Genomic DNA, 13,846 nt, shown 5'->3' on the forward strand with positions numbered 1-13,846 from the left:
TTTATGGCTGCGGGTAACACAAATTAGGATCTGTAAAGGAAATGAGAACGAGGAAAGTGTCACAGCCTAAGGAAACGGATCTCTCGAAATCTACGTTGTTGCCGATAAACCGAGTGCTTAGGCGATGGCCGGTATTTCTATTTTTAAGGATAGAAACGAAAAAACAGGGAAACGGCTTTTGCCGTTTCCCTGTTTTTTGTTGAAAGCCCCGGCTCCCCTTTGGGACGCGGCAGCCGGGACTGGTTTTTCGGGGCGCTTCCCCACAGGACCGGCCGCTGGAAACACAGCCCGCGGATCGGAAAAGCACCCGCGCCCGGCGGTTTCAGCGGCAGCAGGCCTTTTTACAGACCGGCGGGGCCATTTTTCCTCTTATAGCGCGGCTTCCGCCTTTTCCGCGGCAGTTTTTGGCACCGTCCGGCGGACGCCCGCTGCGGCCCTGCGGCTCACTCGCCCCGCAGCAGGACCTCCAGCGTATAGGTCTCTTTTTTGTGCAGGCAATAGGGGGGCTTGGTGAGGGCGATGGCGGGCATGTCGCCGCCCACCCCCCGCTGGGCCGCGTCCAGGTTGACGGTCACGGGGCCGGAGCGATCGAGCTCGTCCGCATGCTGCGCCGCCTCCAGCTGCTGCAGGGTATAGGGGTGGGCCGAGGCCTCGAACGGGGCGCCCAGCGTCACCGCCTCCAGCGCATGCCCCGCGCCGGACAGACGGAACCGCTCCACCCCGGTGCGGTTGCCGTTTTCCTGCGGATGGAGATAATCGTGGCCGAATTCCCCCGCGGGGAAAGTGTACTCCCCCGGCAGGGCGGCGGCCCTGCGGTCGATATAGTTTTCGTGCGGGCCGAGACCGAAATAGCGCACCGTGCGCAGCCCGGGCGCGGCGGCAAAGGTGACCCCGGCCCGGGGCAGCCCGCCCCTGCGGGACACGGCGACCAGCTGTATGGCCAGCTGGCCGTCCTGCGTCATGCGGTAGCTGAGCGAAAGGTGCTTCATGCCCCGCGCCCGGTAAGAGAAAAGGATGCCGCTGCCGGTGAGGGAGGAGGCTTCCGGGCGCATCCCGCGGTCGGCCCGAAGCCAGAAGCCGGGGTCGAGCAGCCGGCGCAGCGGACCGGGAAGCCCCAGATAACGGTCGTTATTGGTGACCGCCCGGGCGATCTGAGGGCGCAGGGGGGAGGAGAGCAGCTCCGCGCCGTCCACCGTAAAGCTGGCAAGGGTGCCGTCCCGCCGCAGGACCCGCGCCGTGCAGCGCCCGTTGGAGAGCACCAGCTCCCGCTTTTCCTTTTGTACGGGCACCCAGCCGGCGGGCTGGATGGCTCTGCGCTGCTGCAGGCGCAGGCTGGCGCCGCACAGCGTCCGGCCCGCCGGGGCAAAGGGGGACGCGGCGGCGTCCGCAAGCACGCAGACCAGATCCACCGCCCCGCAGGCCTCCCGGCCCCCATAATCGATCTGCAGCCGCGCCGTCTCGCCCGGCTCCAGCGGCGGCACCGGCAGCTCCCCGCTCTCAAAGGCCGCGCCGTCCTCGCACAGGCTCCAGCGCAGGGTCAGCGTCCTTGCACAGGCAAAGCGGAGCAGGCTTTTGACAGCGGCCCCCTCCTCGGACAGGGTCAGTTCAAAGGGGGCCAGCACCTGGCGCACCTCATACAGGGCCGGGTTGGGGCTGCGGTCGGCGCGCAGGATGCCGTTAAAGGCAAAGGGGCCGTCGTTGGGCTGATCCCCAAAATCGCCGCCGTAACACCAGCGCCCGTCCCGATACAGCGCCTGGTCGGCAAAATCCCAGATAAATCCGCCCGCCAGCCGCTCATGGCTGCGGAAAACGTTCCAGTAATCGGCAAAATTGCCCAGGCTGTTGCCCATGCAGTGGGCGTACTCACAAAGCAGATAGGGCCGGTGGCCGTAGGTCCCCGCGCCGGCCCGCCGCCCCAGCGAGGTGTAGCTGCAGCGGGAGAGAAAGACCGGCTGCCCTTTGCCGATCCGCTCCACGTGGGCCACCGTGGCGTACATCTGGCTGTAGACGTCGGCGGCTTTAAAGGAGGTGTCGGGTTCATAGTGGATCAGGCGGGTGTCGTCCAGTTCCAGCGTGCGCCGGCGCATCTGCACGAAACAGCCGCCCATATAGCTCTCGTTGCCCAGGCTCCAGAACAGGATGCAGGGATGGTTCTTCAGCAGCGTGACCATCTTTTCCATCCGGTCCAAACAGTGGGCGGTCCAACCCGGGTCGCTGCGGGGCAGGACCTTTGCAAGGCCGTGGCTCTCCAGGTTGCACTCGCTCATCACCAGCACCCCGTAGCGGTCGCACAGGTCATACAGCGCGCGGCTGCCCGGGTAGTGGCTGGTGCGCAGGGCATTCAGGTTGTTTTGCTTGAGCAGCCGGACGTCCGCCTCGTTCAGCTCGGGCGTCACCGCGTGGCCGCAGCTGGGATGGAATTCGTGCCGGTTCACGCCGCGCAGCTCGATGGGCCTGCCGTTGAGCAGCAGGCGGTCGCCGTCGGCCCGCACCTCCCGAAAGCCCACTTGCAGGCCGCGGGCGTCCAGCACGGCGCCGTCCTGTACCAGTGTGACAGCCAGCCGGTAAAGGGCGGGCAGCTCGTCGCTCCACAGCGCCGGGGCGGCAACGGGACAGCAGAGATGCGCCGGGCCGCCTGCGGTGAGCGGCTCCTCCCGGGTGAGGACGGGCGCGCCGTCGGGGTCCAGCAGCACCACCTGCAGGCAGGCGTTTTCAGGCAGCGCCTGCGGCAGGTCCACCGTCAGGTCCAGCACGGCGTTTTCATAGCCGTCGGGGAACAGCGTCTTTACCGCAAGGTCGCGGATGCCGGTCTCCGGCTCGGCCACCAGCCACACGTCGCGGAAGATGCCCGCCAGCCGCCACATATCCTGATCCTCCAGATAGCTGCCGGCAGACCAGCGGTAGACCTTGACGGCGAGCAGGTTTTCACCCGGCGCCAACAGCCCGGTCAGGTCAAAGCGGTGAGCGTCGAAGCTGGACAGGCAAAAGCCCGCAAACCTGCCGTTGCACCAGATCTCCGCCGCGCTGTTGACCCCGTCCAGCTGCAGCAGCACCCGGCGCCTGGCAAAAGCGTCGGGCACCGTGAAGCGCCGCCGGTAAAGCCCCACCGGGTCGCGCGCGGGGTCGACAAAGGGAATCTCCGCTTTTTTGGTGGAGATGGGCAGCGGATAGCGGGTGTTGGAGTAGATCGGCAGGTCGTACCCGTGCAGCTGCCAGTTGGAGGGCACCGGCAGACGGTCGAAATTGACGTCGTCAAATCCCGGCTGCTCAAACCCCTGCGGGCAGACGTCCACCGAGGGGCAGAACAGAAACTTCCACTCGCCGTTCAGCGTGCGGGCAAACGCATCTTCGCGGCCCGCCAGCGCTTCTTTCAGGGACGCGCTGGGGAAGCCGCAGCCGGGCACGGGCAGCACGTTTTTGCCCACGATCTCTTTGTCACACCAGATGGGCCGTTCCATATCGGGATACCTCCTGAACGATAAGGCGTTGTTTTGATCTCCATTATAACACGCGGCGGGACGGAGCTGGCGGCCGGAGAGGAAAAAATATGCGGTTTGTGGTATTATACAGGGGAAAACATGGGCTTTTTGCCCCGTTTGCCCCCGGCCGAACGCGCCCGGCCCCGCTTTGGCGGCCGAGCGCGTCCGCTGCCGGCGGGGACGAAAGAGAGAGGAAGCGGAGAGATGAGTAAAACGACCTGGCGCGGCGGCGCGCTGCTGGCGCCGGTGCCGCCGGCGCTGGTGAGCTGCGGCACCCTGGAGCAGCCTGCGGTGCTGACGGTGGCCTGGACCGGCACCCTCAACACAAAGCCCCCGCGCACCTATGTTTCCATCCGGCCGGAGCGCAATTCCTATCCCATCATCCGGCAAAGCGGCGAGTTTGTGATCAACCTGGCCCCGGCCTCGCTGGCCCGGGCGGTGGACCTCTGCGGCTGCAAAAGCGGGCGCGCGGGGGACAAGTTCGCCCTGGCGCAGCTCACCCCCGCGGCCGCCTCGGCGGTGGCGGCCCCGCTGGTCGCAGAGTGCCCGGTCAGTCTGGAATGCCGGGTGTTCCAGGTGATCCCGCTGGGCAGCCACGACATGTTTTTGGCCGATATCGTTGCCGTGGACGTGGAGGAGACTTTGCTGGACGCGGCGGGCAGGCTGCGGCTGGATAAAGCGGACCTGCTGGCCTATGCCCACGGTGAATATTTCCGTCTGGGGGGCAAGGTGGGCAGCTTCGGCTTTTCTGTGCGCAAAAAAAAGAAAGCCAAAGGAAAAAAGTAAAAAGCGGGGACAATGCACACGTCCGCGCGGACAGGAAAACGGGCCGCGGTCTCCTGCGGAGGAAGCGGGGGCTTTCTCTGTGTCTGGGATCGTTGCTGTGCGCCTGCGTTTTCCATTCCGGCATCCTCCGACGGAGAGACAGAGGCCTTTTCTGTGCCCGGGGCCTCAGCCGTGCACCCCAAGCTTTTCCCCGGTGCTTTTCGCGGAGAAGCGGGGCTTTTTTGTGTCTGGGATCGTTGCCGCATCCCTCGCGCTTTCCCCTGGCATTTTCGTGCGGAGAAACAAGAGGGGGCCTCTGCGCCACAGTGCCACTGCGCGTCCGCGCCTGCGCGGCGACTTTCTGAGGAGAAACAGGGATTTTCTCTGCATCTGAAACCGCAGCCATGTGTCTGCGCTCTCTACGTCGGCGCTCTCGTGCGGAAAAACAGGGGCTTCCTCTGTGCCTGGAGCTATCATCGCGTACCCCGTTCCCCCCAGTACTCATGTGTGGAAAAGCGGGGGCTTTCTTTGTACCCGGGACGGTCGCTGCACCCCCTCGCTCTTTCCTTTGGAATTTTGGTGTGGAAAAGCAAGCGTTGCCCTCTGCGCCTCGGCGCTGCCGCGCGCCCGGACCTGCTTCCGGCACCCTCCTGCGGAAAAGCAAGAGCTTTCGTCCGCGCCGGGACCCTGCGCGAAGCGGCGGTGGCCGGCGGAGAAAAAAGCCCGGCAAAACGCTGGCGGCACCTGTGCCCCGGCGCGTTCTCCGCGGCCCCCGGCATGGGGAGAGAGGCAAAGCGCACGCAGACTGTTTCTGCCGCCGTGCAGAAAGGCTGCGTGTGCCGCCGGCAGTGCGGCGCGGCGGACGGGGTGCGGCCCGGTTTTCCGTGTCCCGGCCGCGCGGGACGGTCTCTCCCCGCCTTTGCTGTGCGCGTCCGTCTGTCCTGCCGCCCCGCCCATCCTGCCGCCGCACCCGTGGCGGCCTTTTTGTCCCCTTACATGAACGCGGCGGCGCAGGACAAACTACTGCCGTGCGCGGCCCCGCAAAAAAAGAGGCCCGCGCCCCTGCGGCGAGGCCGTGCTCCGCGCCCGCAAAGGACAGGGCAGGGGCCGGGCGGTCCTGCTTTGTGTCTAATTTGTAAAAATTGAAAATTTTTTCCGCAGGCGCTTGACATCCGTCTAAATTGTTGTAAAATGAATTTAGCACTCAAGAACATAGAGTGCTAAAAACAAAAAATGAGAGAAGGTGTGGGCATGGCGATGGACGAGCGCAAACAGCGGGTACTTGCGGCCATCGTTTCCCTGTATGCGGCGGGGGGAGAACCGGTGGGTTCCAACCTGTTGCAGCAGCACTTTGATATGGCAGTATCCTCCGCCACACTGCGAAACGAAATGGCGGCCCTCACCAAGCTGGGCCTGCTGGAGCAGCCCCACACCAGCGCGGGCCGGGTGCCCAGCATGGCCGGCTACCGCTATTATATTGAAAACCTCATGGGCGCCGACGGGCGGCGGCTGCAGCTGTCCCCGCGGGAGCGGCGCGCCGTGGATGAGGCGTTCGACAACTTCGACTATGATCCCGAGAGGCTGGCAAAGGCCACCGCAAAGGAGCTGGCGAAGCTCACCGGCTTCACCGCCGTGGCCACCACCCCCAAAAGCGAGGACGTGAAGGTCGCTTATTACAGCGTGCTGCAGGTGGGGCGCTGCAGCGCCGCGGTGCTCAGCGTCAGCTCGGTGGGCGGCGTGGCCACCCGCGTGGCGGTCACCAAAGAGCCCATTTCCGCCGCGGAGCTGGCCCAGGTGGCAGGCCTCATCAACCGCACCCTTTGCTTTGTGGCGAAAGACGACGCCGGGCAGGAGATGCAGCAGGCGCTGTGGGACGCGCTGGGCGAGGACAAAAACCTCTGGCCCGTGGTGGCCGCCGCCGTGCGGCTGCTGCAGGGGGCCGGGCGCGGCAAGGTCTTTGTGGAGGGGGAGCAGAACCTGCTCAGCTGGCCCGAGATAGAGCCCAACCTGCACGGTTGCCTGGACCTGCTCAACCGGCACGAGGAACTGCAGCGGCTGATCGTGCCAAAAAACGACCGGCCGATGGTGCTGCTGGGCGACGACATGCCCGGCTACCGCATGCCGGGCGTGGCCATCGTGGCCCGCCGCTATCTGGCGGGGGGCGGCCTGACCGGGGCCATCGCGCTCATGGGCCCCTCGCGCATGAATTACGACAAGGTGATCCCAATACTTGAATATTTTGCCGCAAAACTCTGTCAGGCGATGACGGGCACCGGCAAGGAGGAGTAGCACAGCATGGAAGACGAGATCAAAAAGGAAAACGGCTGCGGCGAGGCGCCGCAGGCCGCCCCGGAGACGGACCCCGCGCCCCGGCAGGAGGAGGCCCCCGCTGCGGACGGCGGGCCCGGCTGCCAGGAGGAAAAGAAAGAGGACCGCAAAAAGGAGAAAAAAGAACGCAGGGCTGCCGCCGCGCTGGAAAAAGAGCTGGGCGCGGTAAAGGAGCGGCTTGCCGGGGCGGAAAAGGAGCTGGCGGGCGCCCGGGAGACCCTGATGCGCACGGCCGCCGAGTACGACAATTACCGCAAGCGCACCGCGCGTGAAAAAGACGCCACTTTCAACAACGGGGTCACGTTCGCGGTCACCCAGCTGCTGCCGGTGGTGGATACGCTGGAGATGGCCGCCGCCGCCCCCACGGAGGACGAAAACTTCAAAAAGGGCGTCGAGATGACCCTGACCAAATGCGTGGAGGCGTTGGGCAAGCTGAGCATCCGGGAGATCGAGGCGCTGGGCAAGCCCTTTGACCCGGAGCTGCACAGCGCCGTGATGCAGGACCCCGCCACCGACGAGGCCCCCAGCGGCACCGTCACGCGGGTGCTGCAGAAAGGGTATCAGCTGGACGGCCGGGTGGTGCGCCACGCGACGGTGGCCGTCGCCGAATAGCGGGCAGGACAACTCTCGGCCCCGCGGGGCCGTTTCAATAGATCGACACACCAAAAACAAAAAACATCCAACACTGCTTTGATACAAAAGGAGAGATAGATTATGGGAAAGATCATCGGTATCGACCTTGGCACGACAAACTCCTGCGTCGCCGTCATGGAGGGCGGCGAGCCGGTCGTCATCGCCAACGCAGAGGGCTCCCGCACCACCCCGTCGGTGGTTGCGTTTTCAAAGACGGGCGAGCGCATGGTGGGCCAGGTGGCAAAGCGCCAGGCCATCACCAACCCCGAGCGCACCGTCGCTTCCATCAAGCGCGAGATGGGCACCGATTACAAAGTGAACATCGACAGCAAGGCTTACACCCCGCAGGAGATCAGCGCCATGATCCTGGGCAAGCTCAAAGCGGACGCTGAGGCGTATCTCGGTGAAAAGGTGACCGAGGCGGTCATCACCGTGCCCGCGTACTTCAACGACGCCCAGCGCCAGGCGACCAAGGACGCGGGCGCCATCGCGGGCCTCGACGTGAAGCGCATCATCAACGAGCCGACCGCCGCTTCGCTGGCCTACGGCATTGACAAGGAGAAAGATCAGAAGATCCTGGTCTACGACCTGGGCGGCGGCACTTTCGACGTCTCGATCATCGAGATGGGCGACGGCGTCACCGAGGTGCTCGCCACCGCCGGCGACACCCGCCTGGGCGGCGACGACTTTGACCAGCGCATCATCGACTATCTTGCCGAGGAGTTCAAAAAAGAAAACGGCATCGACCTGCGCAGCGACAAGATGGCCGCGCAGCGCCTGAAAGAGGCCGCCGAGAAAGCCAAGATCGAGCTGTCCGGCGTGGCCTCCACCGCCATCAACCTGCCTTTCATCACCGCCGACGCCACCGGGCCCAAGCATCTGGACACCACCCTCACCCGGGCAAAGTTCGACGAGCTGACCGCCGACCTGGTCGAAAAGACCATGGTCCCCACCCGTCAGGCCCTCAAGGACGCGGGCCTTTCGCCCTCTGAGCTGAGCAAGGTGCTGCTGGTGGGCGGTTCCACCCGCATCCCCGCCGTGCAGGAGGCAGTCAAAAAGTTCATGGGCACCGATCCGTTCAAGGGCATCAACCCGGACGAGTGCGTGGCCATCGGCGCGGCCATCCAGGGCGGCGTGCTGGGCGGCGACGTGCAGGGCATCCTGCTGCTGGACGTCACCCCGCTGAGCCTGGGCATCGAGACTTACGGCGGCGTGTGCACCCGCATCATCGAGCGCAACACCACCATCCCCACCAAAAAGAGCCAGATCTTCTCCACCGCGGCGGACAACCAGCCCAGCGTCGAAGTCAACGTGCTGCAGGGCGAGCGTGAGTTTGCCAAGGACAACAAGTCCCTGGGCACCTTCCATCTGGACGGCATCCCCGCCGCCCCGCGCGGCGTGCCGCAGATCGAGGTCACCTTTGACATCGACGCCAACGGCATCGTGCATGTTTCCGCGAAAGACCTGGGCACCGGCAAAGAGCAGAGCATCACGATCACCGCTTCCAGCAACATGAGCAAGGACGATATCGAAAAAGCGGTCAAGGAAGCCGAGCAGTACGCGGCGGAGGACAAAAAGCGCAAAGAAGAGGTCGAGACCCGCAACGCGGCCGACGCCATGGTCTATCAGACGGAAAAGACCCTCACCGACATGGGCGACAAGATGAGCGAGGACGAGAAAAAGTCCATCACCGAGGCCAAAGACGCGCTGAAAGAGGCGCTCAAGGGCAGCGACATGGCGGACATCAAGTCCAAGCAGGAGGCGCTGGAAAAAGCCGTGGGCGCCATGAGCCAGCGCGTTTACAGCGAGGCTGCACAGGCCCAGCAGGCGCAGGGGGCGGATGCGGGCGCCGCGGACGCTGCCGGCGGCAAGGCCGACGACGGCGTGGTGGATGCGGATTACCGCGAAGTCAAGGACGACGACAATAAATAACGGCGTCAAAAAACAGAAATTCGTCTGTGCCGGCGGGCCGGTGCCCGCGGTGCAGACGCCCTTTGGAAAAACAGCCTGACGGCTGAGAACGGATGGGGCGCAGCAGGCGGCCCTGTCAGAAGACGGACCGACAGGGCCCCCGCCGCAGCGGATATCGCGGCGAGCCCTGTCGGTTTTGTGGGGTAACACAGCGCCGCCGGTGCGCCGGCGGGTGCGAACATAGGGCGGCGGGCAGCCGCCGCAAGGCAGGTGACTTTCATTGGCAGAAAAACGCGATTATTACGAGGTGCTGGGCATCGCCAAGGGCGCCTCGGAGGACGAGATCAAAAAAGCGTACCGCAAACAGGCCAAAAAGTACCATCCTGATCTGCACCCCGGCGACAAAGAGGCCGAGGAAAAGTTCAAGGAGGTCAACGAGGCCTACGAGATCCTCAGCGACGCGGATAAGCGGGCGCGGTACGACCAGTTCGGCCACGCGGGCGTGGATCCCAACTACGGCGCAGGCGCGGGCGGCGGCTTTGGCGGCGGTTTCGCGGGCTTTGACGGAGATATCGACCTGGGCGATATCTTCGGCAGCTTTTTCGGCGGCGGCTTTGGCGGCGGCCGCCGTCAGGCCAACCCCAACGCCCCCAGGCGCGGCGCGGATATCCGGGTGTCGGTGGCGCTCTCCTTTATGGAGGCGGCCCACGGCTGCACCAAGACCGTCACGGTCAACCATCAGGATACCTGTCCCGAGTGCGGCGGCAGCGGCGCGGCCAAGGGCACCAGCCCCGAGACCTGCCCGGACTGCGGCGGCCGGGGCACCGTGACCACCCAGACCCGCACCCCGTTTGGCGTGATGCAGAGCCAGCGGCCCTGCTCGCGCTGCGGCGGCCGGGGCAAGATCATCAAGACCCCCTGCCGCAAGTGCTCGGGCACCGGCCGGGTCTCCAGCAGCAAAAAGCTGGAGGTCAAGATCCCGGCGGGCATCGACGACGACCAGAGCCTTGCCATGCGCGGTTTGGGCGACAAGGGCCTGAACGGCGGCCCGGCGGGGGATGTGATCGTCATCGTCACCGTGCGCCCGGACACCCTGTTCGAGCGGGATAAGTACGACGTCTGGGTGACGGTGCCCATCACCTATTCTCAGGCGGTGATCGGGGACGAGGTCGTGGTGCCCACCATCGACGGCAAGGTGCAGTACAAGGTGCCGGAGGGCACCCAGAGCGGCACCGTGTTCCGGCTGCGGGGCAAGGGCATCCAGTATCTGAACGGCAAGGGCCGCGGCGACCAGTACGTCAAGGTCAATGTGGAGATCCCCAAAAAGCTGACCCGCACCCAGCGGGACGCGCTGAAAAAATTTGAGGAGACCCTCAAGGACGAAAACTACGAACAGCGCAAGGGCTTTTTCAAGACCCTGAAAGACATGTTCGGGAACAATTAACAAAGAAAAAGCGGGGCCTGCAGCTGCGGGCCCCGCTTTTGTGTCCCCCCCACCTTGCGGGGAGGACTTTTTTTATTCCTGTACGATGCTGTCTGAGGTGTCGGAGATCTGCTTGAGATAAGCGCAGGCGCCCTCGACGTCCCTGGCTTCGATCAGCTGCATAAAGCGCTCCAGGCGGCCCACGCTGAAGCGCAGGCCAAGCGTGCGGGCGGAGTTGCGCCAGAACCGCACCGCGGGTTTGTGAAAGGCGTTCATGATGAGGGGGGCCAGGGTGTTTTGAGAGGCCACGCAGATCGCGTGATGAAAAGTAAAGTAGATCTCAGCCAGTTCCTCGTAACAGTCGCCGCCCTGGTCGGCCAGCTGGTGCGCCCTGCTGAGCAGAAACTGCAGAGTTTCCAGAAGCTCCGGGGAGGGGGCGGCCGCGACCTTGCGCAGGCAATAGCCCTCGATCGCCTCCCGCATCTCGAGCACAGAGCGCACGTTCCGGCGGTCCAGCTGCCCACCGCTGTGCTGCATGATGGATTCCAAAGCCTCCAGCGTCCCATAGCGCGCATAGTCGTTGACAAAGATACCGCGGCGGGGCTCCACCCGCAGAAATCCTTTTCGCTCCATATCCGCGATACCGCTGTGGACGGCGGTCTTGCTCAGCCGCATGGTCTCCGCCAGCTCGCGCTCGCTGGGCAGCCGTTGGCCGATCTCCAGCTCGCCGGTCAGTATTTTATCCTCGATCTGGTTTACAAACAATTCTTTGACCGTGGGCGCAACGATAGCAGAAAATTGCATGAAAGAGATACCTCCCCTTGTCTCATCGATTTTGGTCAGACCAGAACCATTGGTATTATATAATATCTTATAGGAAAAATTCAAGCGAATATGCCAATTGAAAGCCGAAATTCCATGCGCTACAATGGATTGTGGAAATCTGGTTAGACCAAACTGTGCTCGGAGGAGGTTTCAGGATGAAAACAAACCGCAGAAAGTGGGCGGGCCTGCTGGCGGCGCTGCTGGCGTGCTCGGCGCTGTGCATGGCGCTGGCCTATGCCGTGCAGACCGATTTCGGCGGCGTGCGCGTCACCACACAGGTGCTGCAGACGCCCAGGGGCGAGATCGCCTACAAATTGTACCGACCCGCCAGCGCCACGGAGCAGCAGCCTGCACCGGGGGTGCTGCTGCTGCACGGATATCAGAACGATAAGGACACCAGCGCGGCCTACGCGGTCGAGCTGGCCCGGCGGGGAGCGGTCGTGGTGGCGCTGGACGAATACGGCCATGGCTCCACCGCGGTCCCCATGCGGGAGCGCGGATATGTGGACCACAAATTGAACACCAGCTATGGCCTGGACCGCGAGGGGGACGGCAGCCTGGTGGAGATCAGCGGCCCGGTGCGCTACCGCGTTATGATGAACTTTTCCAATCTGAGCTTTTTCAGGGACCGATATTCCACCGACAGCCACGGCAATAAGATACAGGACAGCTCGATGGGAGGCATAGAGGGGTACGCCCTGCTGGCAGGGCTGCCTTATGTGGACAGTACCCGTTTGGGGATCAGCGGCCACTCGATGGGCACCTGGGCGTCCTGGTCCACGGCGGCCGCCTATGCGGGCGCCGTGGGGGCGCAGGGGAAGGACATTGCCCCCAGGGCAGTCGTGCTTCAATGCGGCGAACTTTTCACCGAAGACGCCTATGATCCCGGCAGTACTTATTTCAACAACGTCCTGCTTTTAACGGCGAAATATGACGAGTTCAACTATTTCCGGGACTTTCAGAATACGGTCTCGGATGCCCTGCTCGATACCCCGCTGCGGCTGGGATTCCTCGGGGTCGAGGACGGCGCCCGGTGGAATACCACCTATGGGGACTTTTCCGACGGTTCGGCCCGGCGGTGCGAGCTGATCCGCACCAACCACCGGCTGACGACCCATGACGGCCACGCCATTTCTGCGGCGATGGACTGGTTTGGGGACGCGCTGGAGCTGGACACCGATCTGGCGGCGACCGACCAGCGCTACCAGATCAAGGAAATTGCAGGGCTGGCGGCGATGTTGCTGGCGATCGCCGCCATGATCCCGCTGATGGAGCTGCTGCTCACGATCCCCTTTTTTAAAAAGGTGGTGCAACCGCTGCCCGACCGCCCGGCAAGGCTCAAGACCGGGGGGCGCTATTGGAGGGAAGCGGCGCTGACCATCCTCATCGCCGGGCTCAGCTATCCCTTTATGACCCAGCTGGGGCACGGCCTGCTGCCGGTGCCGGAAAATATTTTCCGCATGACCATCGGGAACGGCTTTTTGTCCTGGTATCTGCTTTTGAGCGCCGTGATGCTGATCACCATGATCGTCCAGTGGAAGCGCTCCAAAAAGCGCGGCCAGCCGCTGGACTATTATGATCTCGGCTTTTCCGGCCCGCAGCAGGCGGGGCGCATCGACTGGTTCCTGTGCGGCCGCGGCGCGCTGCTGGCATGCTGTATGGTGGGCTTTCTGTATGGGCTGACGGTCCTCTATCAGGCCGTGTTCCAACTGGACCTGCGCTTTATCTGGCCGTTCTTCCGCGGCTTTTCCGCCGAGCGGTTTGGGCAGTTCCTGGTCTATCTGCCGGTCTTTCTACTGTTTTTCCTTTTAAACAACAGCAAGGTCTTTGCCCAGATGATCAAGCCCTCGACCCTCCGCCCCGGGCTCAGAGGATTTGTGCAGGACTGGTATAAAAACGCGCTGTGCATGACCGGCGGCGTCCTGCTGATGATCTTGCTGGAATATCTGCCGTTCTTTGCGGGGATCGGCCCCGGCGCAGATCTCCTGTTCGGCACCACGTTCGGGGGGCCGTTCATGTCCCTGATGATCGTCTTTGTGCCCCAGGTACTGGTGTTCAGCGTTCTTTGCACCTATTGCTACCGGCGCACGGCAAATATTTATACGGGCGGCGTCACGGTCGCCTGCATGGCCTGCTGGATCGTCACCGGCGGCTCGGCGATCCTGTAAAACTCTTTACAGGGCACAAAAAGCCGTTTAAAAAAGAAGAGCATCCCACCCTGTGCTGCCGGACCGTCCTGGAGCGGTACAGGGCTGAAAGGAAAAAACCGTCCCGGGGCGGGAAAAAGCGGGCCGGCGGAGAGAGAAGTCCCCCGGCGGCGTCCCACGGGAGGAACGGCGGGGGCCGGCGCTTTTTGCCGAGGACCGCTTCCGGTCCTCGGCGCAGCCCCCGGAGGGCCGTGCCGCACCGCGGGCCGGTTTGGGGACGCGCAGCACGGCTGGTCGTATCGCAGCAAAACAGGCGGCCCGTTTTATAAAAACGG

The 13,846-nt window shown here is 64.0% G+C and carries 8 protein-coding genes; 6 read left to right on the forward strand and 2 right to left on the reverse strand.

Annotated features, from left to right (window positions below; all coding sequences use genetic code 11):
- Positions 1–443: 443 nt before the first annotated feature.
- Positions 444–3,458 carry a glycoside hydrolase family 2 TIM barrel-domain containing protein gene (locus H8S23_RS08845; protein ID WP_186887986.1) on the reverse strand — a complete coding sequence of 1,005 codons (3,015 nt, stop codon included), beginning with the start codon at positions 3,456–3,458 and terminating at the stop codon, positions 444–446.
- A 225-nt stretch (positions 3,459–3,683) separates the two neighbouring features.
- Between H8S23_RS08845 and H8S23_RS08850 the strand changes: the two genes are divergently transcribed.
- The 5 genes from H8S23_RS08850 to dnaJ all read left to right on the forward strand — a co-directional run bounded on the left by H8S23_RS08850 (position 3,684) and on the right by dnaJ (position 10,560).
- Positions 3,684–4,265, forward strand: a complete 582-nt coding sequence (locus H8S23_RS08850; protein WP_186887987.1) for a flavin reductase family protein — start codon at positions 3,684–3,686, stop codon at positions 4,263–4,265.
- A 1,212-nt stretch (positions 4,266–5,477) separates the two neighbouring features.
- Positions 5,478–6,533, forward strand: a complete 1,056-nt coding sequence (hrcA, locus tag H8S23_RS08855; RefSeq protein ID WP_243165967.1) for a heat-inducible transcriptional repressor HrcA — start codon at positions 5,478–5,480, stop codon at positions 6,531–6,533.
- 6 nt (positions 6,534–6,539) lie between these two features.
- Positions 6,540–7,184 carry a nucleotide exchange factor GrpE gene (locus H8S23_RS08860; RefSeq protein ID WP_186887988.1) on the forward strand — a complete coding sequence of 215 codons (645 nt, stop codon included), beginning with the start codon at positions 6,540–6,542 and terminating at the stop codon, positions 7,182–7,184.
- A gap of 102 nt (positions 7,185–7,286) precedes the next feature.
- Positions 7,287–9,137, forward strand: a complete 1,851-nt coding sequence (gene dnaK / locus H8S23_RS08865; protein ID WP_186887989.1) for a molecular chaperone DnaK — start codon at positions 7,287–7,289, stop codon at positions 9,135–9,137.
- Positions 9,138–9,396: 259 nt separating this feature from the next.
- Positions 9,397–10,560, forward strand: coding sequence for a molecular chaperone DnaJ (dnaJ, locus tag H8S23_RS08870; RefSeq protein WP_186887990.1), 1,164 nt, complete (start codon positions 9,397–9,399; stop codon positions 10,558–10,560).
- A 72-nt stretch (positions 10,561–10,632) separates the two neighbouring features.
- Here the strand turns inward: dnaJ and H8S23_RS08875 are convergent, their stop codons facing one another.
- The gene (locus H8S23_RS08875) at positions 10,633–11,343 is read right to left on the reverse strand and encodes a FadR/GntR family transcriptional regulator (RefSeq protein ID WP_186887991.1); all 711 of its coding nucleotides are present in this window, start codon (positions 11,341–11,343) and stop codon (positions 10,633–10,635) included.
- 176 nt (positions 11,344–11,519) lie between these two features.
- On the opposite strand from H8S23_RS08875, the gene H8S23_RS08880 reads away from it, so the two are divergent.
- Positions 11,520–13,532, forward strand: coding sequence for an alpha/beta hydrolase family protein (locus H8S23_RS08880; RefSeq protein WP_186887992.1), 2,013 nt, complete (start codon positions 11,520–11,522; stop codon positions 13,530–13,532).
- Positions 13,533–13,846 lie beyond the last annotated feature (314 nt).

The organism is Anaerofilum hominis (assembly GCF_014287275.1).
Lineage (GTDB): Bacteria > Bacillota > Clostridia > Oscillospirales > Ruminococcaceae > Pygmaiobacter > Pygmaiobacter hominis.

Excerpts from the sequence above, each read along its gene's own strand:
- H8S23_RS08845 (WP_186887986.1), bottom strand. The coding sequence starts at position 3,458 with ATGGAACGGCCCATCTGGTGTGACAAAGAGATCGTGGGCAAAAACGTG.
- H8S23_RS08850 (WP_186887987.1), top strand. The coding sequence starts at position 3,684 with ATGAGTAAAACGACCTGGCGCGGCGGCGCGCTGCTGGCGCCGGTGCCG.
- hrcA (WP_243165967.1), top strand. The coding sequence starts at position 5,478 with ATGAGAGAAGGTGTGGGCATGGCGATGGACGAGCGCAAACAGCGGGTA.
- H8S23_RS08860 (WP_186887988.1), top strand. The coding sequence starts at position 6,540 with ATGGAAGACGAGATCAAAAAGGAAAACGGCTGCGGCGAGGCGCCGCAG.
- dnaK (WP_186887989.1), top strand. The coding sequence starts at position 7,287 with ATGGGAAAGATCATCGGTATCGACCTTGGCACGACAAACTCCTGCGTC.
- H8S23_RS08875 (WP_186887991.1), bottom strand. The coding sequence starts at position 11,343 with ATGCAATTTTCTGCTATCGTTGCGCCCACGGTCAAAGAATTGTTTGTA.
- H8S23_RS08880 (WP_186887992.1), top strand. The coding sequence starts at position 11,520 with ATGAAAACAAACCGCAGAAAGTGGGCGGGCCTGCTGGCGGCGCTGCTG.